Here is an 18,096-nt window from a genome sequence, read left to right on the forward strand (position 1 = left end):
GGGCTACCGCACGACCATTGCCGAGCTCATCGACGCCATCGGGCCGCCGGCTCAATGGGTCTCGAGTGACCATGATGGGCTGCTCGCCGAGTGAGCGACCGGGGGCGGATTTGTGGGGATACCTCAGGGACAGACCACGTTTTTCTGCTAGACTTCGCATATTCCTGTTTCCCTGCCTGGTCCCGTTCCCATGCCCAGACGCGCCCGGATCGTCGCCGCCGGTTATCCGATGCACGTGATCCTACGCGGGATTGACCGGGCCGCGGTCTTCTTCGACGATGCCGATCGGCGGTACTTCCTGGAGTGGCTGGGCACGGCGGCGGCTCAGGAGTCGGTGGCCGTGCATGCCTACGTGCTGATGACCAACCATGTCCACCTGCTGATGACCGCGGAGCGCGACGCTGGGGTGGCGGCCGTGATGAAGCACCTCGGGCAACGGTATGTCCAGTATGTCAACCGTACCTATCGCCGCACCGGCGGGCTGTTCGAGGGCCGTTTCCGCTCCGCGGTGATCGAGGCCGACCCCTATCTCTTGGCGTGTCAGCGCTACATCGAGCTGAACCCGGTCCGGGCGTCCATGGTCGCGGCGCCCGGTGATTTTTTCTGGTCCAGCTATCGGGCCAACGCCCTCGGCGAGCCTGACCCCGTGGTCACGCCGCATCCCGTATACGGCGACCTGGCGAGTTCCGACGATGCGCGCCTGGCCGCCTATCGCCGGTTGTTCGCAGGCGAACTGAGCATCGAACTACTCCAGCGCCTGCGCGACTGCACCAACGGCGGTTTTGTCGTCGGGCGCCCCCAGTTCGAGCGGCAGATTGCCGCCATGGTTGGCCGGCGCACTTGGAAGGGGTCCCCGGGACGGCCGCCCAAGGAAACCGACGACGGAGCGCAAACGGAATTGGCCGTCTAGGTAACGAGGTCTGCCCTGTCTAGACGTTGGCTTATCACAGAGGTCGCATAGAAATGATGGCAGCATAAATTAAGAAAATGAGTATATCTGAGCGTCTTCGGACAATGGAAGCGATATGGGACTCGCTTTTGTATGACGATGCCCATATGCCTTCACCAGAGTGGCACGGGAGTATCCTTGCAGAAAGGAAGAAAAAATCGATGATGGATCCGCGACGTTTCTGTCCATTGAGGAAGTCAAAGAAAGGCATCAGTAGACGATGGAAATAAGAGATGTCTTCCTTCTAGAGGCATCAGTAGCTGATCTTGAGAGTGGCCGACTATTCTATGAAGAACAGCAACCCGGTCTGGGCAACTATTTCTGGGACACCTTACTGTCGGACGTGGAGTCCACGTTAAGTAAACGGGCTGTTATCGGATGCTTTCAAAGCACTTTCCGTATGCCATTTACTATGAAGTAAAGAACGATAATGCTTACGTCGTTGCAGTTCTCCCAATGCTTCGTGATCCCAAGTGGATCAGAGGGAAACTCGAAGAAAAAAGCTAAAAGCAGAGAAAAGCCGATCAGGGCCGGCCGAGGATGGCTTGGATACGCCCACATCGATCAGCCAACAGACGACGCAGATGGGCCGTTTTCTCTTGAAAATTCCAGCGGGATGTTCAGGTCTTGACTTGTGCCAAGGCACAAGTCAAGACCCCTTTGGGCCCTCGAGTGTGTTGCCAGCAGTGCGACAGTCAGGCCCCTGATCGCGGTCCCGAGCCGACGGGGTGCGCACGCCGGGACGGCGCCGCGCGGGGAGGTCATTCGCATCATGGCAGGATGCTTCAATGCGCGATCATGTGCGATCAGTTTCTCGGACATGACCATGTTAAACATACAGTTTTTACCGCGCTCCGCGTGGCCGGGGGTGCCCCCTGCACCCCCCAAAGGGTCGAAGCGAGATAAAGTGTCCAAGGGTCTATTGTCCGCCTCGCACCGGCCAGACATAGTCACCGAACGTCTTAACGCTGGCGACGACCACGTCGTTTTGGACGGTCCAGGCGAGTTCGGGAGAGTTCGCGATGGACGTGGACGACCAATAGCGGTCCAACCGCACGCCGGAGAACGGCCCAGGCGAGCTCAGCGAGATCCGTTGAGGATTCGTTGTCAGCGCCTTGAGCTCACTCAAGGTCGGCAAACGCCATCTGCCCAACACCGAACCATCGCTCAATCCAGCATCGGAGTTGGGACTGGACAGGATGCCAGCGCGCGTGTGGGCATCGTCGAATCCCGAGTCAGCACGCCACGGTTTTCTCCCGCCCCAGCTTGCGTTCTTCAGCCACACTAGACAGCGGCCTTCGATCTCGTTGCCGTCCACCGTCGCGCCCAACAGGTCCGTCACCGTGCCGTTGCCGTTGTCGCACCAGCGGGTCCCTCCATTGGCGGCATTCCAAATCGTGCCGTCAGTGCAGTTGCACGGAGCCGCCCCGGAGGTGGCGGTCCCCGTTTGAGGCCCCCAGCCGGTCTCGGTCAACCCCCAGAAGGTCTTGCCGCTGGCGACATCCGCCGCGCTCGCACCGGCGGCGTCCACCGCGGGCATCTTGTTCATGATGTCATCGAGCGTGTGCATGGTCCCCGCGCTCGGGCCGCTGGCCGGCTCGCTGAAGCCGCCGCTGCGCTTGGCTCCGGCAGTCCCGTTCTCGAGCCGCTGGTAGAGGTCGTCGAGGGTATAGAGGGCACTGGCCGGTGAGGACGGCGCGAACGGGGCATCCAGCGAACCGGCCTGCGCTCCCGTCGCGCCGAGGACCAGGCCGACAGCGGCCAGGAGCATCCAGCGGTGAAGGATGGGGTGGGGAGTCTGGGACATGCGTCATCTCCTCGAAGCGATGGCATTGGGGCCTGATATCGGCTCGATATTGAGTTGAGTATCTTTCTCAAGTCAACGTGTTACCGCCCCGACACGCCCCGCGCGCTGCCGGATGGACAACCCCCGCGGGATGCACTCACGACCGTGACACTGTTCTATTGCAATGCATCCACCCGATCCAAGAACGCCGAGACCTGCTCTCGGACCAGGCTCAGCGTTGTCTCGAAGCGCAGGGCCACCAGTCGCTCGCGCTCCCAATCTAGCTCGAACGAGTAGGCGTTGCGGAACACAGATAGATCACCTTGCCTCGCGCGATGGCCTGCGCCACGAAACGGGCGTCGTCGGACTCGGTGTGAAGGTCGACCGGGCGCCCGAGCGTCTCCTCCAGATCACGACGCAAGGCCCAGTAGTCGGCAGGGTCCGTTCCCAACACGACCAAATCGATGTCCGAACGCGAGTGCGCTCGACCCTCGGCCACTGAGCCGAATACGATGGCTTGCGTTGTGTGATAGCGACGGAAGACGTCGGCACCCTCGCGCTCCACCTGCTCCAACAGGCACTCGGATAAGGTCACGGATGCCCGCCGCTGCTCGGTCCATCGTGCCTTGAGACGACTGTAGTCGAACGCCGGTGCGGTCGCTGTCACATCCTGCGAGTCCGAATCCGATGATGGCGAGTTTGGGTGTGCCATGTGCCTATACAGCGCGTTGATTTGAGAGAAGGTGCCGAATGCTGAATCGAACCGACCATCGGTACCCGAGCCGTTGCGCGGTCACTCAGCCCAGCACGCGCCTGGCTGTCGTGCGCGTCCTCCCCTCAGTCAGCCGACTTCGTGAACCACCCTCGTTTGAGTTGATGGTACTTCAGCGAATACCAGGCTGGCGTGACCAGCCGCCGCGGCAGCCGTCGCAGCCGTTCCGCCTGAACATGCCAGTGCCAGTGCCGGGCCAGCCAGCGATCGAGCGCCGGGTGCTCCAGCCGCCACCAGAAGCGCCCTTCAGCGGCTAGGGCTTTGGGGGTCGCACGGACCCCCGGCGGCAACGCCTGACCGAAGAGGGTGCGCGTGGCGAGCAGGTTGAGCCGCATCGCCTCGCCCATGCCGACGTGGTCCAGATCGCGCAGCAACCGGGCCCAGTCCAGGCTCGCGGCCTCGGGCAGGGCACGGAGACGGGCAAATTCGAACAGTTGGCGCAGCGAACGGCGATCCGACGCGAAAGCCTGATCCGAGACCTGATGATGCAGGGCATTGTGGATCAGGCGGTGTTCCAGGCTAGGAATCCTCAGCCGCACGCCCCGCCACTCCAGACCCTGCGCCGCGCACAGCAGTCGTTCCGTCGTGATGACCTCCGATGGGACCCGCGCGTTGAAGACCCGGCGATGCAGTTCGACATAACCCGAGCCGGATGGGTGCATCAGGGGCGGCGCATGATGCTTGTCGGTCCACGACCAGGCGGAGGGATGGATATTGACCGGCAGATGGTAGCCGCCAGCGCGCAGGGCATCGGCCGCCGCCGGCAGATCCGTCGCGCCGACCCACAGGTCCAGATCGCCGAGCATGCGCGCCGCGTCCAGCGAGTCAGGATCGGACAGGAGGGCGATGGCGCCCTTGAGCGCGATGGGCTGGATGCCAACGGCATTGAGCCGCTCGGTCGTTTCATGCAAGAGCGCGCGCAGCCGGTTGTTGTGCGCGGCATTGAGCTGATGCAGGAGCGCCAGGGCCTCGCGGATCTCCTCCGGTAGCCCGTCCAAACGGTCGCGCGCGGCGAGCGTGGCATAGAGACTGGGTGCGACCAGATGGGCGGTCGCGACGCCATAGAGTCGCCGCCAATCCTCCGCGTCGCGCTCGGGCGGGGGCATGTCCAGATCACAGGGATCGAGCCATGCGGAGAGATCGAGCCAGTCGATCGCACGGGCGCGGACGTGTTGGTTCTTCATCGGTGGTCGGAAGGACGCCTAGGCGGGGCCTGGGGCCGCAGGCGGGTTTCGATGAGCGCGTGGGCCTGATCGAGATCCGGATACTGGAGTCGATAGGCCGCGATCGCACTGATCCAGCGCGCCAGGGCGTCGAGCTTTTCCTGAGTCAAATCGCGCAGCACCGACTCGGCCTCGATGAGGCCACGCAACGCCTGTTCGGGTCCGATCGGGACGCACTCGGGGGGTGCATCGGGCCGGTACTGGCTCAGGAACAGCGCACCCACGGACGCCGCGCGGACGGGGCGCGGATGCAGCGCGGGCAGGAAACGCACCTCGGTCCCAAAGCGGTGCCGTGTCGGCATCCGTGCCAGCGTTGGACGGCGTGCGGTCAGCACCGGCCAGCTCCCCGGTTTCAGGCACAGCGGCAGGCCCAGCCCCCAAAGCGCACCATCCCATCCGACTGGCACCACATCGTCGCTGAGCAAACCGTAACCGCTCGCCTCCAGCGCCGCCGCCAGCGTGGTCTTGCCCGACCCGCCGGGCGCGACCAGCAGCAGCCCGCGCCCATCCGCTGTGACCAGGCCGGCGCCGTGGAGTACGATCAGCCGCTCGGCGGGTCGGCAGCCAAGCTCGGTGAGGGTCGCGAGGGTGGCGATCAGCGCCGCGTCGAGTCCTTGGCCCTGTTCCAGGGGCGCGCCCTCGAGCGCGAGCTGCCACGCCTTCGTGGAGCCCCGCAATTGCAGGGCGTGATCGACCTCGCAAGGCTCGCCCACCCTGGTCGCGGGGACCAGGAGGGCGTTGAGATGCCGGCGCACGGTCGCATCCTCGGCGGACAACCCCACCCGACGATCAGCCACCTGCAACGCCCAGGCAGCGGGTTCCAGTGGACGCGGACGGGGCGCGGGCCAGACTGGGTCGTCTGGCGCGCCGAGACGCCAGTTTGCCGCGGCCTCGTCTGCGTCGAGCAAGCCGGCGTGGCGCCAATCGTTCATCAGGGCTGCCACCTGGGTTCGCGCCTGCTCGGGCGGCAGTGCAAACCGCGCGACGAGCAGCTCGGTTAGGTCCGCGGGCGTGAGTCCAGTAGCCTGCAGATCCCAGAGCGCGCTTGCGCCGGCATCGAGCAGACACAATCGCCGGTCGCCGGGACGGGCGAGCAGGCGACTGTGCCCGAGGGCGGTCGTGAGCACGGAGCAGTGACCCAACTAGAGGGGAGTCGCAGCCGACGTCCGTGGTGTCAGCGTCAAGGTCAGCATGACCGGCGCGGTCCAGGCGGCCAAGGCTCCGAGCTTGGTCAAAGCAGCGCGGCGGTCGCGATCCGTCGGGCTGGTTTCGGGGCTGGCGGTGTCGGTCGAGTGGGGGGCGCGATCGGTCGGATTGGAATCAGGCTGGGTCATGTGCGGAGATCCTCTGATGGCGTGCTCGTGATGAGCAGGCTAATGGTCTGAAGCGGGGTGGCCCATCCGCTTCCGGTCACAACGGCAACGGTGATGACATCCCATTGTTTTGACGGTCGTGGTCTGAAGTCAAGGCCGGATGGTCGAGCGCGAGCGCATCCGTCCGATCGCTCGATTCAGGTGGCCGTCCCCGGGGTGTGCGCGGACTTGATTTCACGCGGGTCCACACCAACCGTTGCAGTCAACCCATCAAGGTAGCATCCGTTTGGGCATGCTCCCTCATGTTCAGTGACTGCCCCTCAACTCAAGCCTGCATCTTCAGCTGAAGAGATCACCCATCTTTCTTGGAGTACCTCATGTCCGAACCGACGAAAGAAGCCATCGAAGCCGCGATTAAGGGTTACCAGGAGCCACATCTGGGCCGAGACCTGATCGCGGCCCGCTCCGTGAAGGGAATCGACATCGAAGGCGGTCAGGTGCGCGTCCAGGTCGTTCTTGGATTTCCAGCGCGCGGCGTGCAGGAACAGATCGCGACGGCCTTGCGGGATGCCATCGCGGCGGTCGAGGGCGTTGAGATGGTGCAGGTCGATGTGAGCTGGGAGGTGAAGTCGCACTCGGTACAAAAGTCCCTCAAGCCGATCGACAACATCAAGAACATCATCGCCGTCGCCTCGGGCAAGGGTGGCGTGGGCAAATCGACGACCGCTGTCAATCTCGCCCTGGCCCTCTCCGCCGAGGGCGCCAGCGTAGGGATCCTTGACGCCGATATCTACGGACCATCGCAGCCGCGCATGCTTGGCATCAGCGGCAAGCCCGAGTCCAAGGACGGCACCAGTCTCGAGCCCATGACGAGTTACAACCTTCAGGCGATGTCGATCGGCTTCCTGATCGACGAAGAAACCCCCATGATCTGGCGCGGCCCCATGGTGACACAGGCGCTCGAGCAGTTGCTCAATGACACCAACTGGGCGGATCTGGATTATCTCGTCATCGACTTGCCACCGGGAACGGGTGATACGCAATTGACGCTGGCGCAGAAGGTGCCGGTCTCGGGTGCGATCATCGTCACCACGCCGCAGGACATTGCCCTGCTCGATGCGCGCAAGGGGCTGAAAATGTTCCAAAAAGTTGAGGTTCCCGTCCTTGGGATCGTCGAGAACATGAGCACGCACATCTGCTCGGCCTGTGGCCACGAGGAGCACATCTTCGGTGAAGGCGGCGGTCAGAAGATGTCTGATCAATATGGTGTCGAGCTGTTGGGCGCCTTGCCGCTGAATGGTCACATCCGCGAAGAGACCGACAACGGGAAACCGACGGTGGTGGCGCAGCCTGAATCTCGCGTGACCGAGATCTATCGTGAAATCGCGCGCAAGACCGCGGCGAAGCTCTCGCTGCAAGCGAAGGATTACGCCGCGAAATTCCCACGCATCGTGATACAGAATAACTGATTGATTGAAATTGATATTCGTTCGTTTCCGCACCGACCCGCGGGTAGCGGGTCGGTGCAGTGCCACGACTCGCGCCCCGCTGGTCCTCAGACCGCCCGGACTGCCGCGGAGCGAACGCTAGCCGTGATATGAGGCCTAGTGTAGGCTCTCGGTTTTTCACGAGCGAACCGAAGCCCGAGCGATGGCCATCAAGTCTGATCGTTGGATACGCCAAATGGCCAAGGAACGGGCCATGATCGACCCCTTCGAGGCGACGCAGGTCCGCGAGAGCGAGCAAGGGCGGGTGATCTCTTACGGCACTTCGAGTTACGGCTACGACGTACGCTGCGCCGACGAGTTCAAGATCTTCACAAACATCAACTCTGCCATCGTCGATCCCAAGAACTTCGATTCCAACAGTTTCGTCGATCTCAAATCAGACGTCTGCATCATCCCACCGAATTCCTTCGCCCTCGCGCGCACCGTCGAGTACTTTCGGATTCCACGCAGCATTTTGACCATCTGCTTGGGCAAGAGTACCTACGCGCGCTGCGGCATCATCGTCAATGTGACCCCGCTGGAGCCAGAGTGGGAAGGACACGTGACGCTTGAGTTCTCCAATACCACGCCGTTGCCAGCCAAGGTCTATGCTAACGAAGGTGTGGCGCAGATCCTCTTTTTTGAGTCGGACGAGGTCTGCGAAACATCCTATAAGGACCGAGGGGGCAAGTATCAGGGTCAACGAGGCGTCACCTTACCGAAGTCTTGAACCCTCGTTATGGCCTTCTGTTGTCCTTTGAGGATGTCGCTTGCTCTGCCGCTCGGGAACGTGTTCGCGCCAGACCCGGTCAATCATGTGATTTCGAGCAGTGTGCACCGGTGCACATCAACAAGTATCAGGATCTCTGTCTTTTTGGGATAGCCGCCATGACGACTCAGCATGATCACCCACAATTGAGCTGTGACACCTGCGCGAATGGAGCCGGTTTGGATTTCGACTTCACCATGGCATTCCAACCCATCGTCAAGATGTCGACGCAAGAGGTGTATGCCTACGAATCCTTGGCGCGAGGTTTGAATAATGAACCCGCCGGCAAGGTCTTCGAGCGGGTCAACGACGCGAACCGCTATCGGTTTGACCAAGCGTGTCGTGTCAAGGCCGTCAAACTCGCGGCTGAGCTGTCGATACCCTGCTTTCTGAGTATCAATTTCATGCCGAACGCGGTTTACCGCCCCGAGTTGTGCATTCGCACCACACTCGCCGCAGCGGCTCAGTATGGGTTCCCGATCGAGCGCATCATCTTCGAGATCACGGAGAGTGAGGAGATCGAGGATCGCGATCACATGCGCGGGATCGTCGAACACTATGCACATCGTGGACTCAAGACGGCCATCGACGATTTCGGCGCTGGTTACGCGGGGCTGAATCTGCTCGCGGATGTCCGAACCGATATCGTGAAACTGGACATGGCCTTGATTCGAGACATCCACAAGGATCGGGTCCGTCAAATCATCGTCAAGGGATTGGTCCAGATCTGCGCGGATCTCCAGTCGTCCGTGATCGCCGAAGGCGTTGAGACCAAGGAGGAACTGCTCGCCCTCCAATCGCTTGGCATCGACTTATTCCAGGGATACTACTTCGCAAAACCCGCGTTCCAGTCCTTACCCGCCATCGCGCCCGGCGCGTTCAACACCGCGGCGGATCAAACCGGTTCCACGACACCCGCGTAGCCGAGTCGGGTCTATCTCGATGTCCAGATCGACGCGGCGTCTGTGATCCCTCGGTTTCTTGTTGATGAGAAAGATTCTGTAGGTCAATGATCTGCTTCCAACTGACCACCGATCACTCTCGATGATGACCCCGTCAGCGCAGCAGCAGGGTCGGGATCTTTGCTGAACGGAGCAGATCCGACGTCTTACTGCCCAACAGCAGGCTGCGAAGCGGCGAGTGTCCGTAGGCGCCCATGATCAGCATGTCGATCTCCAGATCGCGCACATGCCGCGCGATAATGCTTTCCGCATCGCCCGGAACGAGCGCGGCGGTAACCTCGAATCCGCTCCCCTCGAGCGTCGTTCTGGCCCAATCGAGCTGACGCGGCCCATCCTTGCGGGTTTTGCCCGACATCAACAGATGGATCGGTAGACCACGAAACAGAGGACTCGCGGCGATCATCTCGACACCACGCCGGGTCATGCTACCGCCGTCGTAGGCGATCATGATGCGTTGCGGCTCCTGAAAGCCCTGTGTGACGGCCAGGATGGGTCGCTTCAGCGCGCGCACCATGCGCTCGACGTTGCGCCCGAGGTCGCGTTGCGTGGTCTCGGCCGACTCACCACGGCGCCCGAGGACGAAGAGTTGCACGCGTGTCTGCTGTTCGGTGAGCACCTCCTCGAGATCGCCGTAGCGCTGGCGCACGTCCGGGGTCGGGACCCCAGCGGCGATGGCGCGTTCGCGCAACCGATTGAGGAATCGGCGTCCCTGTTCGCGACTGGTCTTGCTCCGCGCCTCGTCATGGTCGGCGAGGGTGGTCAGGAGGTTCTGCTGGGCGTTGACACCGATCGCCCCACTGCGGTCGCTGCCCAAGGCGGTTTCGGGGTGGCGCTGAATGATGTGCAGCAGCGTCATGGACACGCCGGTACGCCGTGACGCCCAGGCCGCGGCATCGGTCACATGCTCGGCAAAGTGTGAACGATCGACGCAGGCGAGGATCTGCTTCTCCTCGTCTTGACTGTCTTCTTGCATCAGGAATCCCCCCTCATGAAGCGATGCCCCGCGCGGGGCGTGTGCCGGGGCGCGTCGCGGCCAGCGCGTGACCGCACAAGAGGCCGCATGGTGATTCAAGATCAATACCTTGCATGGGTAAAGAAGCGGTCAACCGCCGTTTCTAGGTTCCATGCCCCATCCGTGGCTCGATGGCATCAGGCTGCTCGTGCATGGCGATCCAATCGATCATCGTGGTGCGCGACGACATCGGCGTAGAGCGCGAGCATGCGATCGGCGAGGACGGGCGCGGACCAGGATTGCGCATGCAGGACCGCCTCCGCGGCCAATCGGGCGCGCAGGTCGGGTTCGGTCAGCAGGCGGATCGTCTTCGCGGCAAAATCGGACTCGTCGTCCTCTGCGATCAGTGAGCCGCGCCCGTCGAGGAGGACCTCCTTGGTGCCCATGACCGCCGTCGAGACCACGGGGACACCCAAGGCCATGGACTCGAGCAGTACCAGACCCTGGGTTTCGGTCCGCGAGGCGAAGACGAAAGCCGCGCCGGCGCAGTAGCAGTCCTCAAGCGATCCGTCGCGCTGCAGATAGCCGGTAAAGAGGGTGTTTTCGGTCAATCCCAACTGGTGAGCCAGCCGTTCGAGTCGACCGCGAGCCGGGCCTTCGCCAGCAATGACGAGCAGAACATCCGGTACCTGGACCTTCACCCGCGCCAACATCCGCAAGATGAAATCGATGTTCTTCTCGAAGGCGAGCCGGCTGACATGAACCAACACGGGGCGTTCGATTGGGATGCCCCAGCGTGTTCTGAACCGTTCGCCATGACCTTGGCTGAAGCGATCCAGCTCGATGCCGGTCGGGATCACGGTGGCTGGCGTGCAGACCCCGTATTGTTTCAGGATCTCAAGCATGGCGTGCGACGGGACGGCGAGGGCGTCGACATCGTTGCATTGCGCGGTCGAGAATCCGCGGGCCAGGCGTTGCATCCAACTGCTTGGCACGAACGGCACATAATGGTGCAGATACTCCTCGAAGAAGGTGTGATAGCTCTCAACGACTGGCAACTTGAGTCGTTTGGCCAGGCCAAGACCGAGATAGTGGGCGAAGAAGGGTGTTTGGATGTGGATCAGGTCGAATTGCTGGCGTGCCAGCGAGTCATCGTGACGCCGCAAGGCGCGCGGCTTCAGCATCCGGTCCTCCGGGTCGATGACCAGGTAACGCGAAGGAATGCGCAGGATCTCGAAGGGTTCGGCGTTGTCCGCGTCCGCGTGGGGCATGCGGTATTCCGGTGCGATCAGCGTCACCCGATGTCCCTTGTCGGCGAACATCCGTGCAAAGGTCTGAATCGACGTCGAAACGCCCGTGATCCGGGGGAAGTAGACGTCAGAGATCATCAGGATACGCATCATGTGGGACTTGCGGGCGGTTGACAAATCGGCGAATCATACCCGGAGTCGTTTCCGATACCCAATCCTGATCGAGACCCTTCATGCGGGGTCGACGGCTGGGTATCCCTCCATCCAACACAAGGGTTCACCCCATGAGCGATTGTTCGCGCCGTTCCGTTCTGATCATTGGCCTCGTACTCGCGTTTGCTCTCGGAGGATCCACTCTCGCCGTGGGAGCCACACCCGTCCTCTGGGCCTCTGGTGTGAAGCCCTGCAGCGACTTCCTCGCAACCGCCCCCGCGGACGCCGCGGCGCAAGCGATTGCCGGCGAGAATTACCGGCGCTATCGCGAATGGCTGGCCGGTTTTGTGACGGGCTTGAACCTAGCCACGGGGCAGGACGTCCTCAAGGGCGCCGAACTCGACGCGGCCATGATCCGGATTCGGGCCAATTGTGAGCGCTATCCGCAAGATGATTTCTTCAACGCGAGTGTGCGTCTGATTCGGGCCTTGGGCAGCACCGAGGCGCGATGACCCCGCCTGCACAATCAGCGGACCGCCCGCGCTTGCGTGGGTCGCGGGTTCCGGAAGGTCACGACGGCCATCGGATGGACTCGTCGTCATCGAACTGTCATCAAAGCTTCATACCATCGGCATGATCGGGGGCGAAAATGCGCGCTCACTTATCCACGTCCTCTTGAGGGTCATGTCATGAACAAATCCATCATCGCCGCCGCGGTCACCCTGGCCGCGGCGACCGCCTCGACTCAAGCCATGGCTCGCGATTCGGTCTGGATCGCCGGGTCTTCGACCGTGTTTCCCTTTTCCACGACGGTGGCCGAGACCTTTGGTCGTGAAACGAGTTTCCCCACGCCGAAGGTGGAGGCACTCGGTACCGGCGGTGGTTTCAAGATCTTTTGCTCCGGTGTTGGCGTCGATAAGCCCGATATCAGTAACGCCTCACGTGCGATCAAGCTCTCCGAGTTCGATGAGTGTCAAGCGAACGGGGTGACCGAGATCACCGAGGTGAAGATCGGGTATGACGGGATCGCCATCGCCAATTCGAAACAGAGTCCGGTGATCGACCTGAATCTCGCGGAGCTCTGGCTGGCACTGGCTAAGGACATCCCGAACGAGGCCGGCGAGTTCGTGGCGAATCCCTACCGGAAATGGAGTGAGATCAATCCCGACCTGCCGGACGTTGCGATCGAGGTCCTGGGTCCGCCTCCCACCTCCGGAACCCGCGATGCCTTCGTCGAGATCGCGATGGAAGGCGGTTGCAACACATTCGATGCGGTCAAGGCCCTCAAGGATTCCGACAAGGACAAGCACAAGGCGGTCTGTCATGGTATTCGCGAAGACGGTGCCTTCATCGAAGCGGGTGAAAACGACAACTTGATCGTGCAAAAGATCGTTGCCAATCCCAACGCGATCGGTATCTTCGGCTTCAGCTTCTTGGACCAGAATACCGATACCATTCAGGGCACCTTGATTGATGGGATCGAGCCGACCTTCGAGAGCATCGCTGATGGGTCCTATCCGGTGGCGCGCTCAATCTACTTCTATGTCAAGAACGCGCACGTTGGGACCATCCCCGGCATCCAGGAGTACGTCGTTGAGTTCACAAGCGACAAAGCCTGGGGCCCCGAGGGTTATCTGGTTGACAAAGGGCTGATTCCGTTGCCTGATGCAATGCGTGCGAGCATGGGCGCCGACGCACAAGCGCTCACCCCCATGACGGCTCCCGCCAACTAGTCTGTCAAATCGCATGACCGCCGACCTCTGGTCGGGCCTGGTCATGCCGTGAGAGAGGTCGGCGGCCGCGTGGTCGCCGGCTTCTTTACCGAACAGCTCGGTCTTCGTCATGCATACATCGACCCTCTTGATCCTGGTGCTCGCCTTCATGTCGTTGGCCTACTACGTCGGGCGCAAGCGAGCGATCAGCACCGCTGGTGGCGTGACCCGGATCAATACCCTCCATTCACTGCCGGTCTATTACGGGCTCTATGCCGCGCTCTGGGCTGGCTTGCCCGCCCTCCTCTTGATGGGACTCTGGGCCGGATTCCAGGACGACATCCTCGTCGCGCTGGTCAAATCGGAGTTGCCCGCCACGATGTTGGACGGCCTCTCGCCAGGCGCGGCCAGCCTGCTGGTCAACGACATCAAGAACCTCGCCTCCGGGGCCATCGTGTCCAGGACGCCGACGCCGGAGATGCAACTTGCGGCGGATCGCTACAATCTCTACAACCAGTTTGCGGTCTGGGCCATGTGGCTCGCCGTGTCGGCCCTGGCCCTGGGTGGCATGGCCTTCGCCTGGTTGAGAACACAGCCAAAGATGCGCGCGCGCAACCGGGTCGAATCCATTTTCATGGCGATCCTGGTCATCTTCTCCTCGATTGCGATTCTCACGACGCTTGGGATCGTGTTGTCGGTTTTGTTCGAATCCATGCGGTTCTTCCAAGAAGTTTCGCCGCTTGAGTTCTTCTTCGGGACCCTCTGGAGTCCGCAGACGGCCTTGCGAGCCGATCAAATCGGCGCCTCGGGTGCCTTTGGCGCGGTCCCGCTGTTCACCGGAACACTGATGGTGTCGGCCATCGCCATGTTCGTTGCCGTGCCGATCGGCTTGATGTCGGCGATCTACCTCTCGGAATACGCGCCGCGCAAGGTGCGCGCTTGGGCGAAGCCCACGCTGGAGGTGCTTGCCGGCGTGCCAACGGTGGTCTACGGGTTTTTTGCCGCCTTAACCGTGGCACCGTTTATTCGTGAGCTGGGGATGTCGATGGGGTTGAACGTGGCCTCGGAGAGCGCACTTGCCGCCGGGCTCGTGATGGGGATCATGATCATCCCCTTCGTCTCCTCACTCTCCGAGGACGTCATCAACGCCGTTCCCCAAGCGATGCGTGACGGGTCCTACGCTCTCGGCGCCACGCAGTCCGAAACCATCCGCCGCGTCATCATCCCCGCCGCCTTGCCGGGGATCGTCGGTGGCATCCTGCTGGCCGTGTCACGCGCGATTGGCGAGACCATGATCGTGGTGATGGCGGCCGGATTGGCGGCGAACCTCACGGCCAATCCGCTCGAGAGCGTGACGACGGTGACGGTTCAGATCGTGACCCTGCTCACGGGCGACCAGGAGTTCGACAGCGCCAAGACCATGGCGGCCTTCGCCTTGGGTCTGACTCTCTTCGTCGTGACCCTGACGCTCAACGTGATCGCCTTGCACATCGTGCGTAAGTATCGAGAGCAGTATGAATAAGACACCAGCGGCTGGCGCCCCGCCCAAACGCGCCATCGACATCGTCAACGCCAGCCTGAAGCGTCGCTATGCACGCGAACGTCGGTTTCGCTTCATCGGACTGAGCGCGGTCATCTTGGGGTTGAGCTTCGTCGGACTCTTGTTCGCGGACATCATCGCGAAGGGGCACAGCGCCTTCGTGCAGACCTATATCCAGCTTCCCGTGCATTTCGAGGCGGCCGTGCTGGATCCGGATGGGTCGCGCAATCCCGAGGTGCTTGCGCGCGCCAACTATCAGCAGTTGATCCGCGATGCCCTGCGCACCGAATTTCCGGGTGTCACCGATCGGCGCGAGACCCGCACGCTGTACTCCATGATCAGCGTGGGCGCGCCGACGCAACTGCGCGACCGGGTGCTCGCCAATCCAGACCTGATCGGCACCACTCAGGACGTGTGGCTGCTTGCCGACGATGACATCGACATGCTCGTCAAGGGACACATCGACCGCGGCCTGCCGGAGAATCAGCGTCGGGTGAAGGACCAAGCGGTTGGCTGGGTCGAGCAGCTCGAGGCGCAGGGTCGGATCGCCAAACGCTTCAACACCATCTTCTTCACCAACGGAACCTCTCGTGAACCGGAACTCGCGGGCATCGCGGGCGCGCTCATGGGGTCGTTCTACACCCTGATCTTGACGCTTCTCTTCGCCTTCCCGATTGGGGTTGGCGCGGCCATTTATCTCGAGGAGTTCGCGCCGAAGAATCGCTGGACCGATCTCATTGAGGTCAATATCAACAACCTTGCCGCCGTGCCCTCGATCGTGTTCGGTCTGCTCGGTCTCGCGGTGTTCATCTCGGTGTTTGGGGTGCCCCGTTCGACGCCCTTGGTGGCGGCCTTGGTGTTAACGCTGATGACCTTGCCCACCATCATCATCGCGAGCCGCGCGGCACTGAAATCGGTGCCGCCATCGATTCGCGAGGCGGCGCTGGGCGTCGGTGCCTCGCCGCTGCAAACCCAGATCCACCATGTGCTGCCCTTGGCGATGCCCGGCATGTTAACCGGGACCATCATTGGCATGGCGCAGGCACTCGGCGAGACGGCTCCGTTGCTGATGATTGGCATGATTGCTTTCATCGTCGAAATTCCGAGCGGCTTTACCTCGCCGTCGACCGTCTTGCCCGTCCAGATCTTTCTCTGGGCCGATAGCCCCGAACGGGCCTTTGTCGAGCGCACCTCGGCGGCGATCATGGTCCTGCTGGCCTTTTTGATCCTGATGAATCTGACCGCCGTGTTGTTGCGGCGCCGCTTCGAGCGGCGTTGGTAGCGCGATCCGTCGCGGGATGCCATGCATCCGGCGATCGCACAGACGAACCCTGAGCACGAGCGAGACCTTTTTCGAGGTGAGCGATGAGTACAACGTTGGATGAGATGACTGTGCGCACCCGCGCAACGACATCGGCCGAACTGGCCAGCGGGCGCGAATCACGCGAGACCGTGGGCGATGTCACGTCCGCGAATCCGCGGATGGTTTGCCGTCATGTCGATGTGTTTTATGGCAGCACCCAGGCGATCAAGGATGTGAGCCTGGATATTGGCAAAAATGAGGTCGTCTCCATGATTGGCCCGTCGGGCTGCGGGAAATCGACCTTTCTGCGCTGTCTGAACCGGATGAATGACACCATTGATGGCTGTCGGGTCACCGGCTCGATCACGCTCGATGGTCTCGATATCTATGATAAGGGGCTCGATCCCGTGCCGCTGCGGGCGCAGGTTGGCATGGTGTTTCAAAAGCCCAACCCCTTTCCTAAGTCGATCTATGAGAACGTTGCCTACGGTCCTCGGATTCTCGGTCTGACCAATTCCAAGGCCGAGCTCGACGACATCATCGAGGGCAGTCTGCGCAAGGCGGGGCTCTGGAACGAGGTGAAGGATCGCCTCGACAAGCCGGGGACGGGGCTGTCGGGCGGACAACAGCAGCGGCTGTGCATCGCGCGCACCATCGCCGTGTCGCCCGAGGTGATCTTGATGGACGAGCCCTGCTCGGCGCTCGATCCGATCGCGACGGCCATCATCGAGGAGCTCATCGACGAACTGCGTTCGAACTACAGTATCGCGATCGTCACTCACTCAATGCAGCAGGCCGCGCGGGTCTCGCAGCGCACGGCCTATTTCCATCTTGGTGATCTGATTGAAGTGGGGGAGACCAATCAAATCTTCACCAACCCTAAACACAAACTGACCGAAGACTACATTACCGGACGCTTTGGCTGATGAGTTCCCTACCCGCATCGCCGCGCCAAGACGACCTCGCCGCCGGCCATACGGTGCGGCGTTACGACCGTGAGTTGAAGACGCTGCGCGACATCATCCTCGACATGGGGCACCGGGTGATCGAGCAGGTGCAGGCCGCGGTGGTCGCCTTGATCGATGGTGAGGAGATCCAAGCCTACCGGGTCCTCGATCGCGAGCCGCGCATCGATTATCTCTCGCTCGATGCCGATGAGGAGATCTTTCGGGTCATCGCCCGGCGTCAGCCCACCGCGGTCGACCTGCGCATCGTTCTGGCGTTGTCGCGAATCGCCGGTGATGTCGAGCGCGCTGGTGACAAAGCCGTGCGCATCGCGCGTCAGGCCCTGGCGTTGCGCGACCAGGTCTCCGCCGTGGACAACCTGCTCGATGACGATCTGCAAAGCCGCTTTCGGCAACTCGATCATCGGGCGTGCTGCATGTTCGAGCGCAGCATCGAGGCCGTGGCTTCCTTCGACGTCGAACGTGCCCTCGGTGTGTTCGAGGATGAGCCGGAGTTGTTCGGTACCTCGGACGCGTTGCGTGCCTATCTCAGTCGCGAGGATCTGAAGGGCTTCAAGCCTTATCAGGTCGTCTGTCTCTTGACCAGCGCTCACGCCATCGAGCGGATTGGGAACCATGCCTCCAACATCGCCGAACAGGTGATCTATGTCGCGGAAGGCAAGGACATTCGCTATCGCAACCGCGAAATCCTCATCGAGACGCTGCGTCGCAAGGCGTCCGCCTAACGAAAGGCGCTGACAGCCAGCACCGGTCACGGTTGTATTTCGGCGCGTCACGCTGGACAATCGACGCCCATCAGACCTGACCAGGATGCGTACATCCTGCCTTTCCATCACCGCGGGTCGACTCCATGGTCGCGATCGAACGGTCGCAGGGGCCGGATGTCACCGTGCTGGATCGGCGCGTAACGGGATGCCCGCGCCGCGATCGAACCTCGTGGTGGTCTGTGTCAAGGGTCAA

The 18,096-nt window shown here is 62.0% G+C and carries 18 protein-coding genes; 11 read left to right on the forward strand and 7 right to left on the reverse strand.

Annotated elements, in window-relative coordinates; translation table 11 throughout:
• Nucleotides 1-190 precede the first annotated feature (190 nt).
• Both CKO25_RS17130 and CKO25_RS22005 read left to right on the forward strand, forming a co-directional pair.
• A complete protein-coding gene (locus CKO25_RS17130) occupies nucleotides 191-910 on the forward strand; it encodes a transposase (protein WP_200389172.1) in 720 nt (239 codons plus the stop codon).
• 77 nt (nucleotides 911-987) lie between these two features.
• On the forward strand, nucleotides 988-1,179 hold the full coding sequence (locus CKO25_RS22005) for an addiction module protein (RefSeq protein ID WP_371829726.1): 192 nt from the start codon (nucleotides 988-990) through the stop codon (nucleotides 1,177-1,179).
• 689 nt (nucleotides 1,180-1,868) lie between these two features.
• On the opposite strand, the gene CKO25_RS17140 is transcribed toward CKO25_RS22005, so the two are convergent.
• The 5 genes from CKO25_RS17140 to CKO25_RS17160 form a co-directional block, all read right to left on the reverse strand.
• Complete coding sequence (locus CKO25_RS17140; RefSeq protein ID WP_200389174.1) at nucleotides 1,869-2,756, reverse strand: Lcl C-terminal domain-containing protein; 888 nt, start codon at nucleotides 2,754-2,756, stop codon at nucleotides 1,869-1,871.
• Between the two features lie 259 nt (nucleotides 2,757-3,015).
• Nucleotides 3,016-3,402: a nucleotidyltransferase family protein gene (locus CKO25_RS17145; RefSeq protein ID WP_338115161.1), complete on the reverse strand. Its 387-nt coding sequence runs from the start codon at nucleotides 3,400-3,402 to the stop codon at nucleotides 3,016-3,018.
• Between the two features lie 170 nt (nucleotides 3,403-3,572).
• On the reverse strand, nucleotides 3,573-4,691 hold the full coding sequence (locus CKO25_RS17150) for a nucleotidyltransferase family protein (protein WP_200389176.1): 1,119 nt from the start codon (nucleotides 4,689-4,691) through the stop codon (nucleotides 3,573-3,575).
• Nucleotides 4,688-5,857 carry a PqqD family peptide modification chaperone gene (locus CKO25_RS17155; protein WP_200389177.1) on the reverse strand — a complete coding sequence of 390 codons (1,170 nt, stop codon included), beginning with the start codon at nucleotides 5,855-5,857 and terminating at the stop codon, nucleotides 4,688-4,690. Before CKO25_RS17155 ends, CKO25_RS17150 begins: the two co-directional genes overlap by 4 nt.
• A 15-nt stretch (nucleotides 5,858-5,872) precedes the next feature.
• Nucleotides 5,873-6,064, reverse strand: a complete 192-nt coding sequence (locus tag CKO25_RS17160) for a hypothetical protein (RefSeq protein WP_200389178.1) — start codon at nucleotides 6,062-6,064, stop codon at nucleotides 5,873-5,875.
• 356 nt (nucleotides 6,065-6,420) lie between these two features.
• On the opposite strand from CKO25_RS17160, the gene apbC reads away from it, so the two are divergent.
• The 3 genes from apbC to CKO25_RS17175 all read left to right on the forward strand — a co-directional run bounded on the left by apbC (nucleotide 6,421) and on the right by CKO25_RS17175 (nucleotide 9,222).
• A complete protein-coding gene (gene apbC, locus CKO25_RS17165; RefSeq protein ID WP_200389179.1) occupies nucleotides 6,421-7,512 on the forward strand; it encodes an iron-sulfur cluster carrier protein ApbC in 1,092 nt (363 codons plus the stop codon).
• Between the two features lie 181 nt (nucleotides 7,513-7,693).
• Nucleotides 7,694-8,260, forward strand: a complete 567-nt coding sequence (gene dcd / locus CKO25_RS17170; RefSeq protein WP_200389180.1) for a dCTP deaminase — start codon at nucleotides 7,694-7,696, stop codon at nucleotides 8,258-8,260.
• A gap of 158 nt (nucleotides 8,261-8,418) precedes the next feature.
• Entirely contained in the window at nucleotides 8,419-9,222 is an 804-nt protein-coding gene (locus CKO25_RS17175) for an EAL domain-containing protein (protein ID WP_200389181.1), read from the forward strand.
• Nucleotides 9,223-9,355: 133 nt separating this feature from the next.
• Here CKO25_RS17175 and CKO25_RS17180 read toward each other — a convergent pair whose 3' ends face one another.
• On the reverse strand, nucleotides 9,356-10,234 hold the full coding sequence (locus CKO25_RS17180; RefSeq protein ID WP_200389182.1) for a universal stress protein: 879 nt from the start codon (nucleotides 10,232-10,234) through the stop codon (nucleotides 9,356-9,358).
• 176 nt (nucleotides 10,235-10,410) lie between these two features.
• Complete coding sequence (locus CKO25_RS17185) at nucleotides 10,411-11,613, reverse strand: glycosyltransferase (RefSeq protein ID WP_200389231.1); 1,203 nt, start codon at nucleotides 11,611-11,613, stop codon at nucleotides 10,411-10,413.
• A 212-nt stretch (nucleotides 11,614-11,825) separates the two neighbouring features.
• Between CKO25_RS17185 and CKO25_RS17190 the strand changes: the two genes are divergently transcribed.
• The 6 genes from CKO25_RS17190 to phoU all read left to right on the forward strand — a co-directional run bounded on the left by CKO25_RS17190 (nucleotide 11,826) and on the right by phoU (nucleotide 17,861).
• Nucleotides 11,826-12,128, forward strand: a complete 303-nt coding sequence (locus CKO25_RS17190; RefSeq protein WP_242467696.1) for a hypothetical protein — start codon at nucleotides 11,826-11,828, stop codon at nucleotides 12,126-12,128.
• A gap of 177 nt (nucleotides 12,129-12,305) precedes the next feature.
• Nucleotides 12,306-13,349, forward strand: coding sequence for a substrate-binding domain-containing protein (locus tag CKO25_RS17195; RefSeq protein WP_200389183.1), 1,044 nt, complete (start codon nucleotides 12,306-12,308; stop codon nucleotides 13,347-13,349).
• A gap of 109 nt (nucleotides 13,350-13,458) precedes the next feature.
• The gene (gene pstC, locus CKO25_RS17200) at nucleotides 13,459-14,850 is read left to right on the forward strand and encodes a phosphate ABC transporter permease subunit PstC (protein WP_200389184.1); all 1,392 of its coding nucleotides are present in this window, start codon (nucleotides 13,459-13,461) and stop codon (nucleotides 14,848-14,850) included.
• On the forward strand, nucleotides 14,843-16,150 hold the full coding sequence (pstA, locus tag CKO25_RS17205) for a phosphate ABC transporter permease PstA (protein ID WP_200389185.1): 1,308 nt from the start codon (nucleotides 14,843-14,845) through the stop codon (nucleotides 16,148-16,150). Before pstC ends, pstA begins: the two co-directional genes overlap by 8 nt.
• A gap of 83 nt (nucleotides 16,151-16,233) precedes the next feature.
• On the forward strand, nucleotides 16,234-17,097 hold the full coding sequence (pstB, locus tag CKO25_RS17210; RefSeq protein WP_200389186.1) for a phosphate ABC transporter ATP-binding protein PstB: 864 nt from the start codon (nucleotides 16,234-16,236) through the stop codon (nucleotides 17,095-17,097).
• Nucleotides 17,097-17,861, forward strand: coding sequence for a phosphate signaling complex protein PhoU (gene phoU, locus CKO25_RS17215; RefSeq protein WP_200389187.1), 765 nt, complete (start codon nucleotides 17,097-17,099; stop codon nucleotides 17,859-17,861). Before pstB ends, phoU begins: the two co-directional genes overlap by 1 nt.
• Nucleotides 17,862-18,096 lie beyond the last annotated feature (235 nt).

This window comes from Thiocapsa imhoffii (assembly GCF_016583985.1).
In the GTDB taxonomy this organism is placed as follows: domain Bacteria; phylum Pseudomonadota; class Gammaproteobacteria; order Chromatiales; family Chromatiaceae; genus Thiocapsa; species Thiocapsa imhoffii.